The organism is Rhodospirillales bacterium (assembly GCA_016872535.1).
In the GTDB taxonomy this organism is placed as follows: Bacteria; Pseudomonadota; Alphaproteobacteria; order Rhodospirillales; family 2-12-FULL-67-15; genus 2-12-FULL-67-15.
Map to the genome: position 1 here is coordinate 23579 of VGZQ01000003.1, position 13054 is coordinate 36632.

General features: G+C 66.5%; 14 protein-coding genes. 5 read left to right on the forward strand and 9 right to left on the reverse strand.

Annotated elements, in window-relative coordinates; translation table 11 throughout:
- Positions 1-6 precede the first annotated feature (6 nt).
- From FJ311_01300 to FJ311_01340, 9 genes are all read right to left on the reverse strand, one after another.
- Entirely contained in the window at positions 7-798 is a 792-nt protein-coding gene (locus FJ311_01300) for an ATP-binding cassette domain-containing protein (GenBank protein ID MBM3950072.1), read from the reverse strand.
- Positions 795-1571, reverse strand: coding sequence for an ABC transporter permease (locus tag FJ311_01305; GenBank protein MBM3950073.1), 777 nt, complete (start codon positions 1569-1571; stop codon positions 795-797). Before FJ311_01305 ends, FJ311_01300 begins: the two co-directional genes overlap by 4 nt.
- Positions 1568-2704, reverse strand: coding sequence for an alanine racemase (gene alr, locus FJ311_01310; GenBank protein MBM3950074.1), 1137 nt, complete (start codon positions 2702-2704; stop codon positions 1568-1570). Before alr ends, FJ311_01305 begins: the two co-directional genes overlap by 4 nt.
- A gap of 29 nt (positions 2705-2733) precedes the next feature.
- Positions 2734-4233, reverse strand: a complete 1500-nt coding sequence (locus FJ311_01315; protein ID MBM3950075.1) for a replicative DNA helicase — start codon at positions 4231-4233, stop codon at positions 2734-2736.
- A 133-nt stretch (positions 4234-4366) separates the two neighbouring features.
- Complete coding sequence (locus FJ311_01320; GenBank protein MBM3950076.1) at positions 4367-5617, reverse strand: class I SAM-dependent methyltransferase; 1251 nt, start codon at positions 5615-5617, stop codon at positions 4367-4369.
- 241 nt (positions 5618-5858) lie between these two features.
- Positions 5859-6560 carry a 50S ribosomal protein L9 gene (locus tag FJ311_01325; GenBank protein ID MBM3950077.1) on the reverse strand — a complete coding sequence of 234 codons (702 nt, stop codon included), beginning with the start codon at positions 6558-6560 and terminating at the stop codon, positions 5859-5861.
- A gap of 25 nt (positions 6561-6585) precedes the next feature.
- Complete coding sequence (locus FJ311_01330) at positions 6586-7575, reverse strand: DUF2232 domain-containing protein (GenBank protein MBM3950078.1); 990 nt, start codon at positions 7573-7575, stop codon at positions 6586-6588.
- 59 nt (positions 7576-7634) lie between these two features.
- Complete coding sequence (rpsR, locus tag FJ311_01335; GenBank protein ID MBM3950079.1) at positions 7635-7886, reverse strand: 30S ribosomal protein S18; 252 nt, start codon at positions 7884-7886, stop codon at positions 7635-7637.
- Positions 7883-8365, reverse strand: a complete 483-nt coding sequence (locus FJ311_01340; protein ID MBM3950080.1) for a 30S ribosomal protein S6 — start codon at positions 8363-8365, stop codon at positions 7883-7885. Before FJ311_01340 ends, rpsR begins: the two co-directional genes overlap by 4 nt.
- Positions 8366-8585: 220 nt before the next feature.
- On the opposite strand from FJ311_01340, the gene fabD reads away from it, so the two are divergent.
- The 5 genes from fabD to mltG all read left to right on the forward strand — a co-directional run bounded on the left by fabD (position 8586) and on the right by mltG (position 13050).
- Entirely contained in the window at positions 8586-9527 is a 942-nt protein-coding gene (gene fabD, locus FJ311_01345; GenBank protein MBM3950081.1) for an ACP S-malonyltransferase, read from the forward strand.
- A gap of 28 nt (positions 9528-9555) precedes the next feature.
- Positions 9556-10293 carry a 3-oxoacyl-[acyl-carrier-protein] reductase gene (gene fabG / locus FJ311_01350; protein ID MBM3950082.1) on the forward strand — a complete coding sequence of 246 codons (738 nt, stop codon included), beginning with the start codon at positions 9556-9558 and terminating at the stop codon, positions 10291-10293.
- Positions 10294-10416: 123 nt separating this feature from the next.
- The gene (locus FJ311_01355) at positions 10417-10656 is read left to right on the forward strand and encodes an acyl carrier protein (protein ID MBM3950083.1); all 240 of its coding nucleotides are present in this window, start codon (positions 10417-10419) and stop codon (positions 10654-10656) included.
- Between the two features lie 66 nt (positions 10657-10722).
- Positions 10723-11985, forward strand: a complete 1263-nt coding sequence (gene fabF / locus FJ311_01360; GenBank protein MBM3950084.1) for a beta-ketoacyl-ACP synthase II — start codon at positions 10723-10725, stop codon at positions 11983-11985.
- Positions 11986-11997: 12 nt separating this feature from the next.
- On the forward strand, positions 11998-13050 hold the full coding sequence (gene mltG, locus FJ311_01365; GenBank protein MBM3950085.1) for an endolytic transglycosylase MltG: 1053 nt from the start codon (positions 11998-12000) through the stop codon (positions 13048-13050).
- The last annotated feature ends 4 nt before the right edge of the window (positions 13051-13054 follow it).

Genomic DNA, 13054 nt, shown 5'->3' on the forward strand with positions numbered 1-13054 from the left:
CGCTCGTCAGGCCCTGACGGCCATCTTGATCGGGCCCTCGGCGCGGCCGTGCACGAATTGATCCACGTACGGATTGCCGGATGTGTCGACCGCGACGGGGGGGCCGTTCCAGATGATGCGGCCCTGGTGCAGCATGGCGATGCGGTGCGCGATCTTGCGCGCGCTGGCCATGTCGTGGGTGATGGAAAGGGCAGTGGCGCCGACCTCGCGCGTGGTCTTGACGATCAGGTCGTTGATGACGTCGGCCATGATCGGATCGAGGCCGGTGGTCGGCTCGTCGAAGAAAATGATTTCGGGATCGGAGGCGATGGCGCGGGCGAGCGCGACGCGCTTCTGCATGCCGCCCGAAAGCTCGGCGGGCGAAAGCTGGCCGACCTCGGCGCCGAGCCCGACCTGGGCGAGCTTGGCGACGGCAATCTCGCGCGCGCGCGCGCGGTTGACCTTCTTCTGGGCGAGCAGGCCGAAGGCGACGTTTTCCCACACCGGCAGGCTGTCGAACAGGGCCGCGCCCTGGAACAGCATGCCAAACTTGCGGTTGATGCGCTCGCGCCCGTCGGCGTCGATACCGACCACTTCCTCGCCGTCGACCTCGATGCTGCCGGAATCGGGCTGCAGGATGCCGAGCACGCTCTTGATCAGCACCGACTTGCCGGTGCCCGAGCCGCCGATCACGACGAGCGATTCGCCGACGCCGACGTCGAGATCGATGCCGTCGAGCACCACCTTGCGCCCGAACGCCTTCTTCAGGCCGCGAATGCGGATCTTCGGTCGGGCGGGGGTGGCGGCGCGGTCGCTCATTTTCCGGCGAAGAACATTTCGGTCAGGATGTAGTCGAAGCAGAGGATCAGGATCGAGGCGGCGACCACGGCGTTGGTGGTGGCGGCGCCGACTCCCTGCGCGCCGCCCTTCGACGTGTAGCCGTGATAGCAACCCATCAGGGTGACGATGAAGCCGAACACGCCGGCCTTGACCAGCCCCGAGATCACGTCCTCGGCCTCCATGAAATCCCAAGTGCTTTGCAGGTAATTGGCGGGGTTGAAGCCGAGCTTGTAGGTGGCGACCAGGAATCCGCCGAGCACGCCGATGATGTCGGCGATCAGCACCAGAATCGGCAGCATGGCGACGCCGGCGATCAGGCGCGGCGCGACCAGGTACTTCATCGGGTTGGTGGAGAGCGTGGTCAGCGCGTCGATCTGCTCGGTCACGCGCATGGTGCCGATCTCGGCGGCCATGGCGGCGCCAACCCGGCCCGCGACCATCAATCCGGCGAGCACCGGCCCCAGTTCGCGGGTGACGGCGACGACGACGACGTTGGCGATCGCCGCCTCGGCCGAGAAGCGGGCGAAGCCGGTGTAACTCTGCAGCGCCAGCACCATGCCGGTGAAAATCGCGGTCAGGCCGACCACCGGCAGCGAAAAGTAACCGATCTCCACCATCTGGCGGACGATCATGCGGCCATAGAAGGGCGGGCGAAAGCAATGGACGACGCCCGCGAGCGCGAACAGCGTGAGGCGCCCGGCGGTGGCGAGAAAGTCGAGAAAGACATGACCGATCGGCTGGAGGAAATTCACGGCGCGTCGCCTTCCAGCCAAACGCGATGGGCGCGGTGCCCCAGCCGGGTCAGCAGTTCGTAGCCGATGGTGCCGGCCGCGGCCGCCACGTCGTCGAGCGGGTTATGGGGGCCGATCAGGTCGACGAGGGTCCCCGGCCGGGCGAGTTCTTCGGGCAGACCGGATACGTCGATGGTCGTCAAGTCCATGGAGACCCGTCCCACCACGGCGGCCCGGTGTTCGCCGATATAGCAGATTCCGGCGTTGCTCAACGCGCGCGGATAACCGTCGGCGTAGCCGGCGGCGATGGTGGCGATCCGACTCGGCCGGGCGAAGCGGTGCGTCGCACCATAACCAACGGTCTCGGCAGCGTCAACGTCGCGCACTTGCAGGACTTTGGCCTGCACGCGCACCACCTGCGCCATCGGATTGGGCTCGCCCGGCACCGGCGCGATGCCGTAAAGCGCGGCGCCGGGGCGCGCCATGTCGAAGTGATATTCAGGGGCAAGAAAAATGCCGGACGAATTGGCGAGCGACACCGACGGGGCGATGCCGGTGGTGGCGAGCCGGGACTTGGCGGCGATGAACTGGGCGAGCTGCTTGGCGTTGAGCGGATGATGGGGCTCGTCGGCGCAGGCGAGGTGGCTGAGAAAAAGCCGCACGTCGATCCCGGCCAGGCGATCGGGCTCGCTGGCGAGCGTCGCGACTTCGGCCGGCGTCAGCCCCAGCCGGCGCATGCCGGTGTCGGCGTGCAGCGCGGCGGGAAGCTTGCGTCCCCGGCCGCGGGCGAACGCCGACCAGAGGGCGACGTCGCCGAGCGTATTGAGTACAGGGATTACGCCCGCGTCGGCGATCGCGGCTTCGTTGCCGGCAAGCGGCGGCGCCAGAACGTAGACCGCACATCCCGCCAACGCGGGCGCGAGACCGAGTCCCTCGTCGAGGGTCACGACGAAGAACGTCCGGCAGCCGGCCTTGGCCAGCGCGGGCGCGACCCGCGAGGCCCCCAGGCCGTAGGCATCGGCCTTGACCACCGCGGCGCATTCGGCGCCCGGCGCGAGGCGCGACCGCAACGTTCGCCAGTTGCCGGCGACGGCGCCGAGGTCGATGGTGACGATGGCGCCCGCGGTTGCCGGCGTGGTCGCGTGCGTCGTCATGGGCCGCTGTCCCCTTGCTCCGGCCCGGATCAGGCTTCGGGCGAATGCTCGCGGTCGAGGTCGCCGAACCGGGTGAAGCGGCCCTGGAACATCAATTCCACCGTGCCGACGGGGCCGTGGCGCTGCTTGGCGACGATAATCTCGGCAAGGTTGCGGACTCGTTCCATGCGCTCTTCCCACTTGATGTGGCGTTCGGCGAACTTGGAGGAATCCTCGTCGTCGCGCTGGGTCGGCTTGCGCAGGTTGACGTAATATTCTTCGCGGAAGATGAACATGACCAGGTCCGCGTCCTGCTCGATCGAGCCGGATTCGCGCAAATCGGCGAGTTGCGGCTTCTTGTCGTCGCGGGCTTCGACCTGGCGCGAGAGCTGCGACAGCGCCAGCACCGGCACGTTCAATTCCTTGGCCAGGACCTTGAGGCCGCGCGTGATCTCGGACACTTCCTGCACGCGATTGTCGGGGCGCGCCGCTGCGCCGCCGGAGATCAATTGCAAGTAGTCGACCACGATCAGGCCGAGATTGTGCTGGCGCTTCAGCCGCCGCGCGCGGGTGCGCAGCGCGCTTACCGTCAAGCCGGGCGTGTCGTCGATAAAAATGGGCATCCGGTTGATTTCCGGCGCGATGGCGGCGAGCCGGTCGAATTCCTCGTTCGACAACTGGCCCTTGCGCATGGCGTCGGACGAAATATTGGTGGCTTCCGACAGGATACGCGCGGCCAATTGCTCGGACGACATTTCGAGGGAGAAGAAGCCGACCACCGCGCCCTCGGCGCCTTTGGACCGGATAAAGGCGCTCGCCGTATTGAAGGCGATGTTGGTGGCGAGGGCGGTTTTGCCCATGGCCGGGCGTCCGGCGAGAATGACGAGATCGGACGGATGCAGGCCGCCCAGCAACTGGTCGAGGTCGCGAAAGCCCGTGGTGACGCCGGCGAGCTTGCCTTCGCGCTTGTGGGCGCGCTCGGCCATTTCGAGCGCCTTTTCGAGCGAGCGCGAGAACGCCTCGAAGCCGCGCTCGTACTCGCCGGTGGTGGCGAGGTCGTAGAGGCGCTGCTCGGCCTGTTCGATCTGGGTGCTGGCGGTGCGGTCGACCTCGGCGGCGAAGGCGTCGTTGACCATGTCCTCGCCGATGCCGATCAACTCGCGCCGCAGGTGCAAATCGTGGATCAGGCGGCCGTATTCGCCGGCGTTGATGACGGTGGTGGCGCTTTCGGCCAGCTCCATCAGGTAGGCAGGCCCGCCGATCTCGGCCAGCGCCTGCTCCTGCTCGAAATAGCGCCGGAGCGTGACCGGATCGGCGATCTGGCCGCGCTCGATCAACAGGCCGATGGCGGCGTAAATGCGCCCGTGCTGCGGAATCGCGAAATGCTCGGGCCGGAGGAATTCGGACACGCGCTCGAAGGCGCGGTTGTTGACGAAAACCGCGCCAAGCAGGGCCTTTTCGGCCGGAATGTTGTGGGGCGGCTGGCGGCGCGCGATCTCGGATGAATCGTCGCGGAGCGCCGGCAGCGCGGCGGAAAGGGCGATCGGCATGGCGGCGAATAAACACCTCGGCGCGTCGCAATCTCAACGCGCGCAGGTCTGTTAGAAATGTGTATAACGGGGACAGGCGGTGAAAAACAGGACTTGACTTCTGTCGTGCGAAAAGCCGCGCCGGCCTTAGCTCTCAAGCCGCCCGCGGATCGCTTTGCCGGGGCATCAGCCGGAGCTTCGGGCCCGAATCGGGACCGTAGAGGTAGTCGCGCACCAACGGCACCGCGTCCCGGCGCTTCGCCATTTGCACCTGGAACACGACGGAATCGAGGTGCCGGAAGGAAACCTCGCTGATGGCGAGGTAAAATTCCCACATCCGACAGAACCTTTCGTCGTAGATCGCCGCCGCGCGCGCGCGGTTGGCCAGGAAGCGCCGCCGCCAATGGCGCAGCGTTTCGGCATAATGCAACCGAAGGATCTCGACGTCGGTGGTCTCGATGCCCGTGTGTTCGACCGCGCGGGCGATCTCCGACAGCGCCGGGATGTAGCCCCCGGGAAAGATGTATTTGCGGATCCAGGGGTCGGTGCGGCCCGGCCGCTGGGTGCGCCCGATGGTGTGAAGCAGAGCGATCCCGTCCGGGGTCAACCGATCGCGGATTTGGGCGAAAAATTGCCGATAGTGATTGACGCCGACATGTTCGAACATGCCGACCGAAACGATCCGATCGTAAATGCCGGTTTCATCGCGGTAGTCGCGCAACGCAAAACGGACCCGGTTGGCGAGGCCTTCGCGCCGGGCGCGCGCCTCGGCATAGGCGAGCTGTTCGGACGACAACGTAAGGCCGGTCACCTCGACGCCGTGCTCGCGGGCGAGATGAAGCGCGAGTCCTCCCCAACCCGAGCCGATATCGAGAACTTTCTGACCCGGCTTGAGCAGAAGCTTGGCGGCGATGTGGCGTTTCTTGTCGATCTGGGCCGTTTCCAGGTCTTCTCCGCCGGTTCGGAAATATGCGCAACTGTATTGCCGGTCGGAATCGAGGAAGAGTTCGTACAGCTCGCCCGACAAATCGTAGTGGTGAGCGACATTGGCGCGGGCTTTTGTGATCGGATTGAACTGATCGAAACGGCGGAACAGGCGCTCGATGGCAATCCGCGCGCGGTTGAAGGGGTGCAATCCCACCCGGCCGACGTTGAGGCACAACAAATCGAGCAGGTTGTAAAGACTACCGCCGTTTTCGATGGTGAGCGTGCCGTCGGTGTAAGCTTCGCCGAGGGCGAGACTCGGGTTGAAAAACAGCCGACGCGGCAACGCGGGGTCGTGCAGGCGAATGGCGACCGCCGGTCCGGGCGCGCCGGAAAATACATGACGGCCTCCACCCGCGTCGGTCACTGTCAACGTGCCGACGCGGATCAGGTGGGTGAGCAGCCTCGACAGCAAGAACATGGCGAATCCCTCGGGCCACGGCCGCGCTTAGTCGTTCGAGCAAGTCCTACGTTGTTTTTTTGGCACGCGATCTATTCCCGGGCCATTTTCCGAGATAGGCGGCCCACCAATATTAGGCGAAATACGAATAAGGAAGAACCCGGGAAAAGGTTCAAATAAACCCGGGCATTAAAGACCGAGAAGGAGAGTCAGGTTTGGCGCGGGACCGGCGGAAATCCGGCGGGCGGGTCGGCAACCGGGGTTATTCGGCCTTTTTCGATTTCTTGGATTTCGCCTTCGGCTTGGCTTCGGCTTCGGCCCCGGCCTCGGCTTCCGCGGGTGCGGCGACTTCGGCCTCCGCCGCGCCTTCGGCGCCGGGTTGTTCGCCCTTGGGACCGGCGCCTTCCTCGAACAGGGCCTCGGCGCGCTGGCGCGCTTCCTCGCGCGCGAGTTTCTCATCTTCGGCCTGAGCGCCGTAGACCACCGCGGTGCCGGTGCGGGCCTGGATTTGCGCTTCTTCGGCCGAGCGGGCGACGTTGACCGTGATCGTCACCGCCACTTCGGGGTGAAGATGGACGGGAACCTGGACGAGGCCGAGGGCCTTGATCGGCACGTTCAACTCGACTTGCTGGCGTTCGACGGTGAAGCCCGCGTCCTTGACCGCCGCGGCGATGTCGCGGGCGTTCACGGAACCGTAGAGTTGCCCGGCTTCGCCCGCTTGGCGGATAAGGACAACGGCGAGACCTTTCATCTTTTCGGCGACGCGATCGGCGTCGGACTTGCGCGCGAGGTTTTGCGCTTCGAGCTGGGCCCGGCGCGTTTCGAACAGTTTTTTGTTTTCATCGGTCGCGCGCAGCGCCTTCTTGCGCGGCAACAGGTAATTGCGCGCATATCCGGCCTTGACCTTCACCACCTCGCCCATTTGGCCGAGCTTGGCGATGCGTTCCAGCAGAATGACTTCCATCGTACGTTCTCCTTCATGCCCTCGTTCAGGCTTGCGGCTCGTTCGATCCGGGCCGAGGCCCGCCGGGCAGCCTGTTGCGTATTCCGATCCAGTGTTCCAGCACGCCCACCGCCGCCACGACCAACAGGGCCCAGGCGGAGATGAACAAAACAACGTAAAAACCGACAAGCAGCGCCCGGGGTTGCGGGGTCCGGTTTGCCAGCCCGTGCACGACCGCAAGCCCGAGAAGGAAGTGCGGGAACGCCAGCGCGAGCGCGAGGTTGCGCCCCGTATACCCCACATCCCCCGGCCCGATCAACGCCAACAAGGCCGCCCCGACCAGCAGCCAGGAAAGCCAGTCGGGCAGCGTTATTTCGGACCAGACCGGTTTCGGCCTGAGCGCCCGCCCGGTCCGGATCAGGACGGCTTCGGCCATAACGGCGTTAACCGCCCCCATCGCCACCCAGGACACTCCGATCCAGCCCGGAAACAGCCCGATCATGGTGGCCACAAGAGGTGAACGCTCGGCCCCGCCGAGGGTGGGCAACAGGGCGGCCATGCCTTTTTCGATGTGCGCGGCGACGGCCGCCTGGAACCCTTCGCCAGAGGAGAGCGCCAGCGCGGCGGCGGCGATCAGGGCCGCCGCCAGGGCGGCAAGCCACGCCACCACGTGTCCATGCGGGTACCATTCGGCCGGGGTGATGGTCGATCCGTTTCCGGTTTCGTCGCCGACCACGATATCCACTTTGGGTTGACGGCTGAGCCCGAGCCACACCACCAGCGCGCCGGGTAGGGCATGGCCGACGACATAGAGCAGCATGGCCAAAGGCCCTGCGAGCAGGCCGGCGACCAGCGCGCCGACGCCGCACGCGGCCAAAGCGGGACGAACGCCGAGAGCGAGTCCGGTCAACATCAACGGCAGCGGACCAAGATAGATCAGCAGGAGAGTCGCGCCGGGAGCGCGGGCGAGAAACGCGAGGCCGGCGAGCGCGCTGGCCACGCCGGCGGCCACGGCGAACAGCAGGTCCCTGGTCATGGCACGCCCATCCCCGACGGCCCATCCCCGAAGTGAAGTAACGAGCCGCCGTCCGCGCCTCAGCGCACCGCGTAGGGAATCAGCGCGAGGAAACGGGCGCGCTTGATGGCGTTGGCGAGTTCCCGCTGCTTCTTGGCGGACACGGCCGAAATACGGCTCGGCACGATCTTGCCGCGCTCGGATACGTAGCGCGACAGCAGACGCACGTCCTTGTAGTCGATCTTCGGCGCTTTGTCGCCGCTGAACGGGCAGCTCTTGCGCCGGCGGAAAAACGCGCCGCCGCGGCCGCCGGGTTTACGCGCGCCGTTCATGAACCGCCTCCTTCGCCGTCATCGGAACCGAGATCGCGGGGCGCGCCTTCCTCGCCGCGGGAGCGGCGCGGCCGGTCGCGATCGCCCCCGAAGCGATCGCCACCGAAGCGGTCGCCACCGAAGCGGTCGCCGCGCCCGGGGCGCTCGTCGCGTTGGTCGCGCGCGCGCATCATGGCGGACGGGCCTTCTTCCAGCTCCTCGACGCGGACGGTCAGATGGCGGATGACGTCCTCGTTGATGCGCATTTGACGTTCCATCTCGTGCACGGCCGCGGCCGGCGCGTCGATGTTGAGCAGCAGGTAATGGCCCTTGCGGTTTTTCTTGATGCGGAAGGCGAGGTTGCGCAGGCCCCAGTATTCGCGCTTGGTCACTTTGCCGCCGAGGTCGGCGACGACCTTGGCGAACGCCTCGCCGAGCGCCTCGGCCTGCGGCTGCGAGATGTCCTGGCGGGCGATGAAAACGTTTTCGTAGTACGTCAAAGTCGGTGGCTCCCTTCGGGTTGTCTCAGCCCGCGCCGGGACGAGCATGTCCGGGCCGGGCATAGCCGGACGCGATAGCGGCCGGCAAGGAGGTTAAGAGGGCGCGCACTATACACGAAGACCCTCTTGAGGCAAGGGCGCCCGGCCGATATCACTCCGGTCCTTGCCACCCCCGCGAACGCTCGCCAAAGTGGCCGGAAAACAAGGAGAAACTTCGCCCATGACCCGCGCGCTCGTGTTCCCCGGACAAGGCTCCCAGGCGGTCGGCATGGGGCGCGAATTGGCCGAGGCCTTCGCCCCCGCCCGCCAAGTGTTCGAGGAGGTCGACGAGGCCCTCAAGCAGAACCTGAGTCGCCTCATGTTCGAGGGCCCCGAGGCGGATTTGACCCTGACCGAAAACGCCCAGCCCGCGCTGATGGCGGTCAGCCTCGCGATCGTGCGTACCCTCGAGCGCGAAGGGGGTCTCGATCTCGCGCGCCACGTGTCGTTCGTCGCCGGTCACAGCCTCGGCGAATATTCGGCGCTCGCCGCCGTTGGCGCTTTTTCGCTCGCCGATACCGCCCGGCTGCTCAGGACGCGCGGCCGCGCCATGCAGGAAGCGGTACCGGTCGGCGTCGGTGCCATGGCGGCGCTGCTTGGGCTCGATCTCGACGGCGCGCGCGCGGCCGCCGCCGAGGCCGCGCAGGGCGAGGTGTGCGACGCCGCCAACGACAACGCCCCCGGTCAGGTGGTGGTGAGCGGCCACAAGAGCGCGGTCGAACGCGCGGTCGCGATCGCCAAGACCAAGGGCGCCAAGCGCGCCATGCTGTTGCCGGTGAGCGCGCCCTTCCATTGCGCCCTAATGGCGCCGGCGGCCGAGGTCATGGTCAAGGCGCTGGCGGACGTGCAGATGCACGCGCCCAAGGTTCCGGTGGTCGCCAACGTCACCGCCGGGCCGGTCAGCGAGATCGGCGATATTCGTCGTCGCCTCGCCGAGCAGGTCACCGGCATGGTTCGTTGGCGCGAAAGCGTCGAATTTCTGAAGGGCAGCGGGGTGACCCAGGCGGCCGAATTGGGCGCGGGCAAGGTTCTCGCCGGTCTCGGCAAGCGGACCGCGCCCGAGATCGCGTTTACCAGCGTCGGCGTTCCGGCCGATGTCGAGGGCTTTCTCAAAGCGCTGTAGACGGCTACCGTGGATGGGACAGGGAACGATGTTTGATCTTCAGGGCAAGCGCGCGTTGGTGACGGGAGCGTCGGGCGGCATCGGCGGATCGATCGCGCGCGCGTTGCAGGCTCAAGGCGCCGTAGTCGGATTGTCGGGCACCCGCGTCGACGCGCTCAACGCGCTCGCCGCCGAGTTGAAGGAACGCGCGCACGTCCTGCCCGCCGATTTATCCGATCCGGCGGCGGCGGACGGATTGATCAAGGCGGCGGACGCGGCTCTCGGCGGCGTCGATATCCTGGTCAACAACGCGGGCCTCACCCGCGACGGACTCGCGGTGCGGATGAAGGACGAGGACTGGCAGAAAGTCCTCGACGTCAATCTTACCTCCGCGTTCCGTCTCAGCCGCGCGGTGCTGCGCGGCATGATGAAAAACCGTTGGGGGCGGATCGTTTCCATTTCGTCCGTGGTCGGCGCGACCGGCAACGCGGGCCAGGCCAACTATGCCGCTTCCAAGGCCGGCCTGTTCGGCATGTCGAAGGCGCTTGCCCAGGAAGTCGCCTCGCGCAACATCACCGTCAATTGCGTCGCGCCCGGATTCATCGTCACCGCCATGACCGATTCGCTTTCCGAGGAACAGAAGCAAAAGCTCGCCCAGAACATTCCCGCCGCGCGGCTGGGCACCCCCGCCGACGTCGCCGCCGCCGTGGTGTATCTGGCGAGCGAGGAAGCGGCCTACGTCACCGGCCAGACGCTGCACGTCAACGGCGGCTTGGCCATGATCTAAGGCCCGCCGGGCGGCTTTGGGGCCTTCGGGCGCCTAGCCAAGGGGGGTAGATTGTGTTAGGAAACCGCTACCGCGGTGGTTTTTTCGAACCGACGGACATCAACGAATTCGAGGTCTAGAATCATGAGCGACGTTGCCGAGCGCGTGAAGAAAATCGTTGTCGAGCACCTGGGGGTCGATGCCTCGAAGGTCGTGGAAGGGGCGCACTTCATCGAGGATTTGGGGGCCGACAGCCTCGATACCGTCGAATTGGTCATGGCGTTCGAGGAGGAATTCGGCATCGAAATCCCCGACGACGCAGCCGAGAAAATCCAGACGATCAAAGACGCGATCGGTTTCATTCAGTCTCAGTCGAAGAAGTGAGCGGATCGGAGCGCCGCCGCTTCGGTCGTCGTCGCGGGCACAGCGATGGGTCAGGTAGATAATTCCCTGAGACGCGTGGTCGTCACCGGGATCGGGATTGTGTCCCCGCTCGGCGTCGGCATTAAGACGAACTGGGATGGCTTGATGGCGGGCCGTTCCGGTATCGGTTCGATTCAATCCTTCGACACCTCCGACCTGCCGGCCAAGATCGCGGGCCAGGTGCCGCGTGGCGAAACGTCCTCGGGCCTCTTCAATCCCGACGACTGGATTCCGCCCAAGGACCAGCGGCGGATGGACGACTTCATCATCTACGGACTTGCCGCCGCGAACCAGGCGATCGAGGATTCGGGCTGGAAACCGGAGAGCGAGGAAGGCCGCTGCCGCACCGGCGTGCTGATCGGCTCGGGCATCGGCGGTCTGCCGGAAATCGCCCGCACCGCGTCCATCGTCGAAAAGGGCCAGTCGCGCAAAGTGAGCCCGTTCTTCATCCCGGCGAGTCTGATCAATCTCGTTTCCGGCCACGTGTCGATCCGCCACGGGTTCAAGGGCCCGAATCACGCGGTGGTGACCGCGTGCTCGACCGGTGCGCACGCCATCGGCGACGCCGCGCGGTTGATCATGTGGGACGATGCCGACGTGATGATCGCGGGTGGGGCCGAAGCCGCCGTCTGCCGCATCGGCATGGCCGGCTTCTGCGCCGCGCGCGCGCTGGCGACCAAATTCAACGACACGCCGGAAAAGGCGTCGCGGCCCTGGGACAAGGATCGCGATGGCTTCGTCATGGGCGACGGCGCCGGTGTCGTGGTGCTGGAAGAATACGAACACGCCAGGAAGCGTGGCGCCAAGATTTACGCCGAGGTGGTCGGCTACGGCCTGTCCGGCGACGCCCACCACATCACGGCGCCGGCCGCCGACGGCGACGGGGCGCAGCGGTGCATGAAAATGGCGCTCAAGCGCGCGAAGATGAACCCGGACGAAATCGACTACGTCAACGCCCATGGCACCTCGACCCCGCTCGGCGACGAGATCGAACTGAACGCGGTCAAGAAGGTGTTCGGCGACGCGGCGTATAAGATTTCCATGTCGTCGACCAAGTCCTCGATCGGACATCTGCTCGGCGCGGCGGGGGCGGTCGAGGCGATCTATTCGATTCTCGCCATCAATCACGGGGTGGCGCCGCCGACGCTCAATCTCGACAATCCCTCGGACGGCTGCGACATCGACCTGGTTCCCCACCAGCCCAAGGAACGCCCGATCCGCGCCGCGCTCTCCAATTCCTTCGGCTTCGGCGGCACCAACGCCTCGCTCGTGTTCAAGGCCGTCAACTGACGGGACCCGGCGGTGGCGCTTCGGCCCGCCCGTACGTTCCTAATCGTTCTGCTTCTTCTCGCGCTCGGGCTTGCGTTCGGCGGGGCCGTCGCCTGGTCCAGGCTCGACGGGCCGGGGCCGCTCGCCCGGCCGCACGCGGTCGTCATCCCCAAGGGCGCGGGCGGCGAAGGCATCGCGCGGCGCCTGCATGAGTCGGGCGTGATTGCCGATCCTTGGCTGTTCCGTCTCGCAGCGCGAATCCTGGGGCGCTCGAAACCCCTGCGCGCCGGCGAATACGAATTCCCCGCGCGCGCGAGCGCGTTCGAGGCCATCCGTCTGCTGCAAAGCGGGCGCACGGTGGTGCGGCGCCTGACCGTGCCGGAAGGGCTCACGGTCCGGCAGGTGATGGGATTGCTGATCGACGCCGAGGGGCTCGAAGGACCAGTCACGCGCCTCGCGGGCGAGGGCTGGCTGTTGCCCGAGACTTATCATTACTCCTGGGGCGACACGCGCCAGGGATTGGTGGAGCGGATGGAAGCGGCCATGCGCGATGCGCTTGCGCGCGCCTGGGGCGCGCGCGCGGGCGAATCCCCGCGCGCAACAGACAATGCGCCCCTATCGGGGCGCTCGGCGCCGCCCATTCTCAAAACGCCGGAGGAAGCGTTGACGCTCGCCTCCATCGTCGAGAAGGAAACCGGCGTCGCCGCGGAACGGCCGCGCATCGCGGCGGTGTTCCTGAACCGCCTCAAGGCCAACATGAAGCTGCAATCGGACCCGACCGTGATTTACGGCATCAGCCGGGGCGAGGGGAACTTCAACCGCGCGCTCGCTCGCGCCGATCTGGAGGCGGACACGCCCTACAACACCTACACCCGCGCCGGCCTGCCGCCGGGGCCGATCGCCAATCCGGGACGGTCGTCGATCGAGGCCGTGCTCAATCCGGTTGCGTCGGACGAACTCTATTTCGTCGCCGACGGCACGGGCGGCCACGCTTTCGCTAAGACCCTCGACGAGCACAACCGCAACGTCGCGCGCTGGCGCCGGATTCGGGACGGGCGGGACGGGAACGCGGTGCCGCCGAAATAACGGC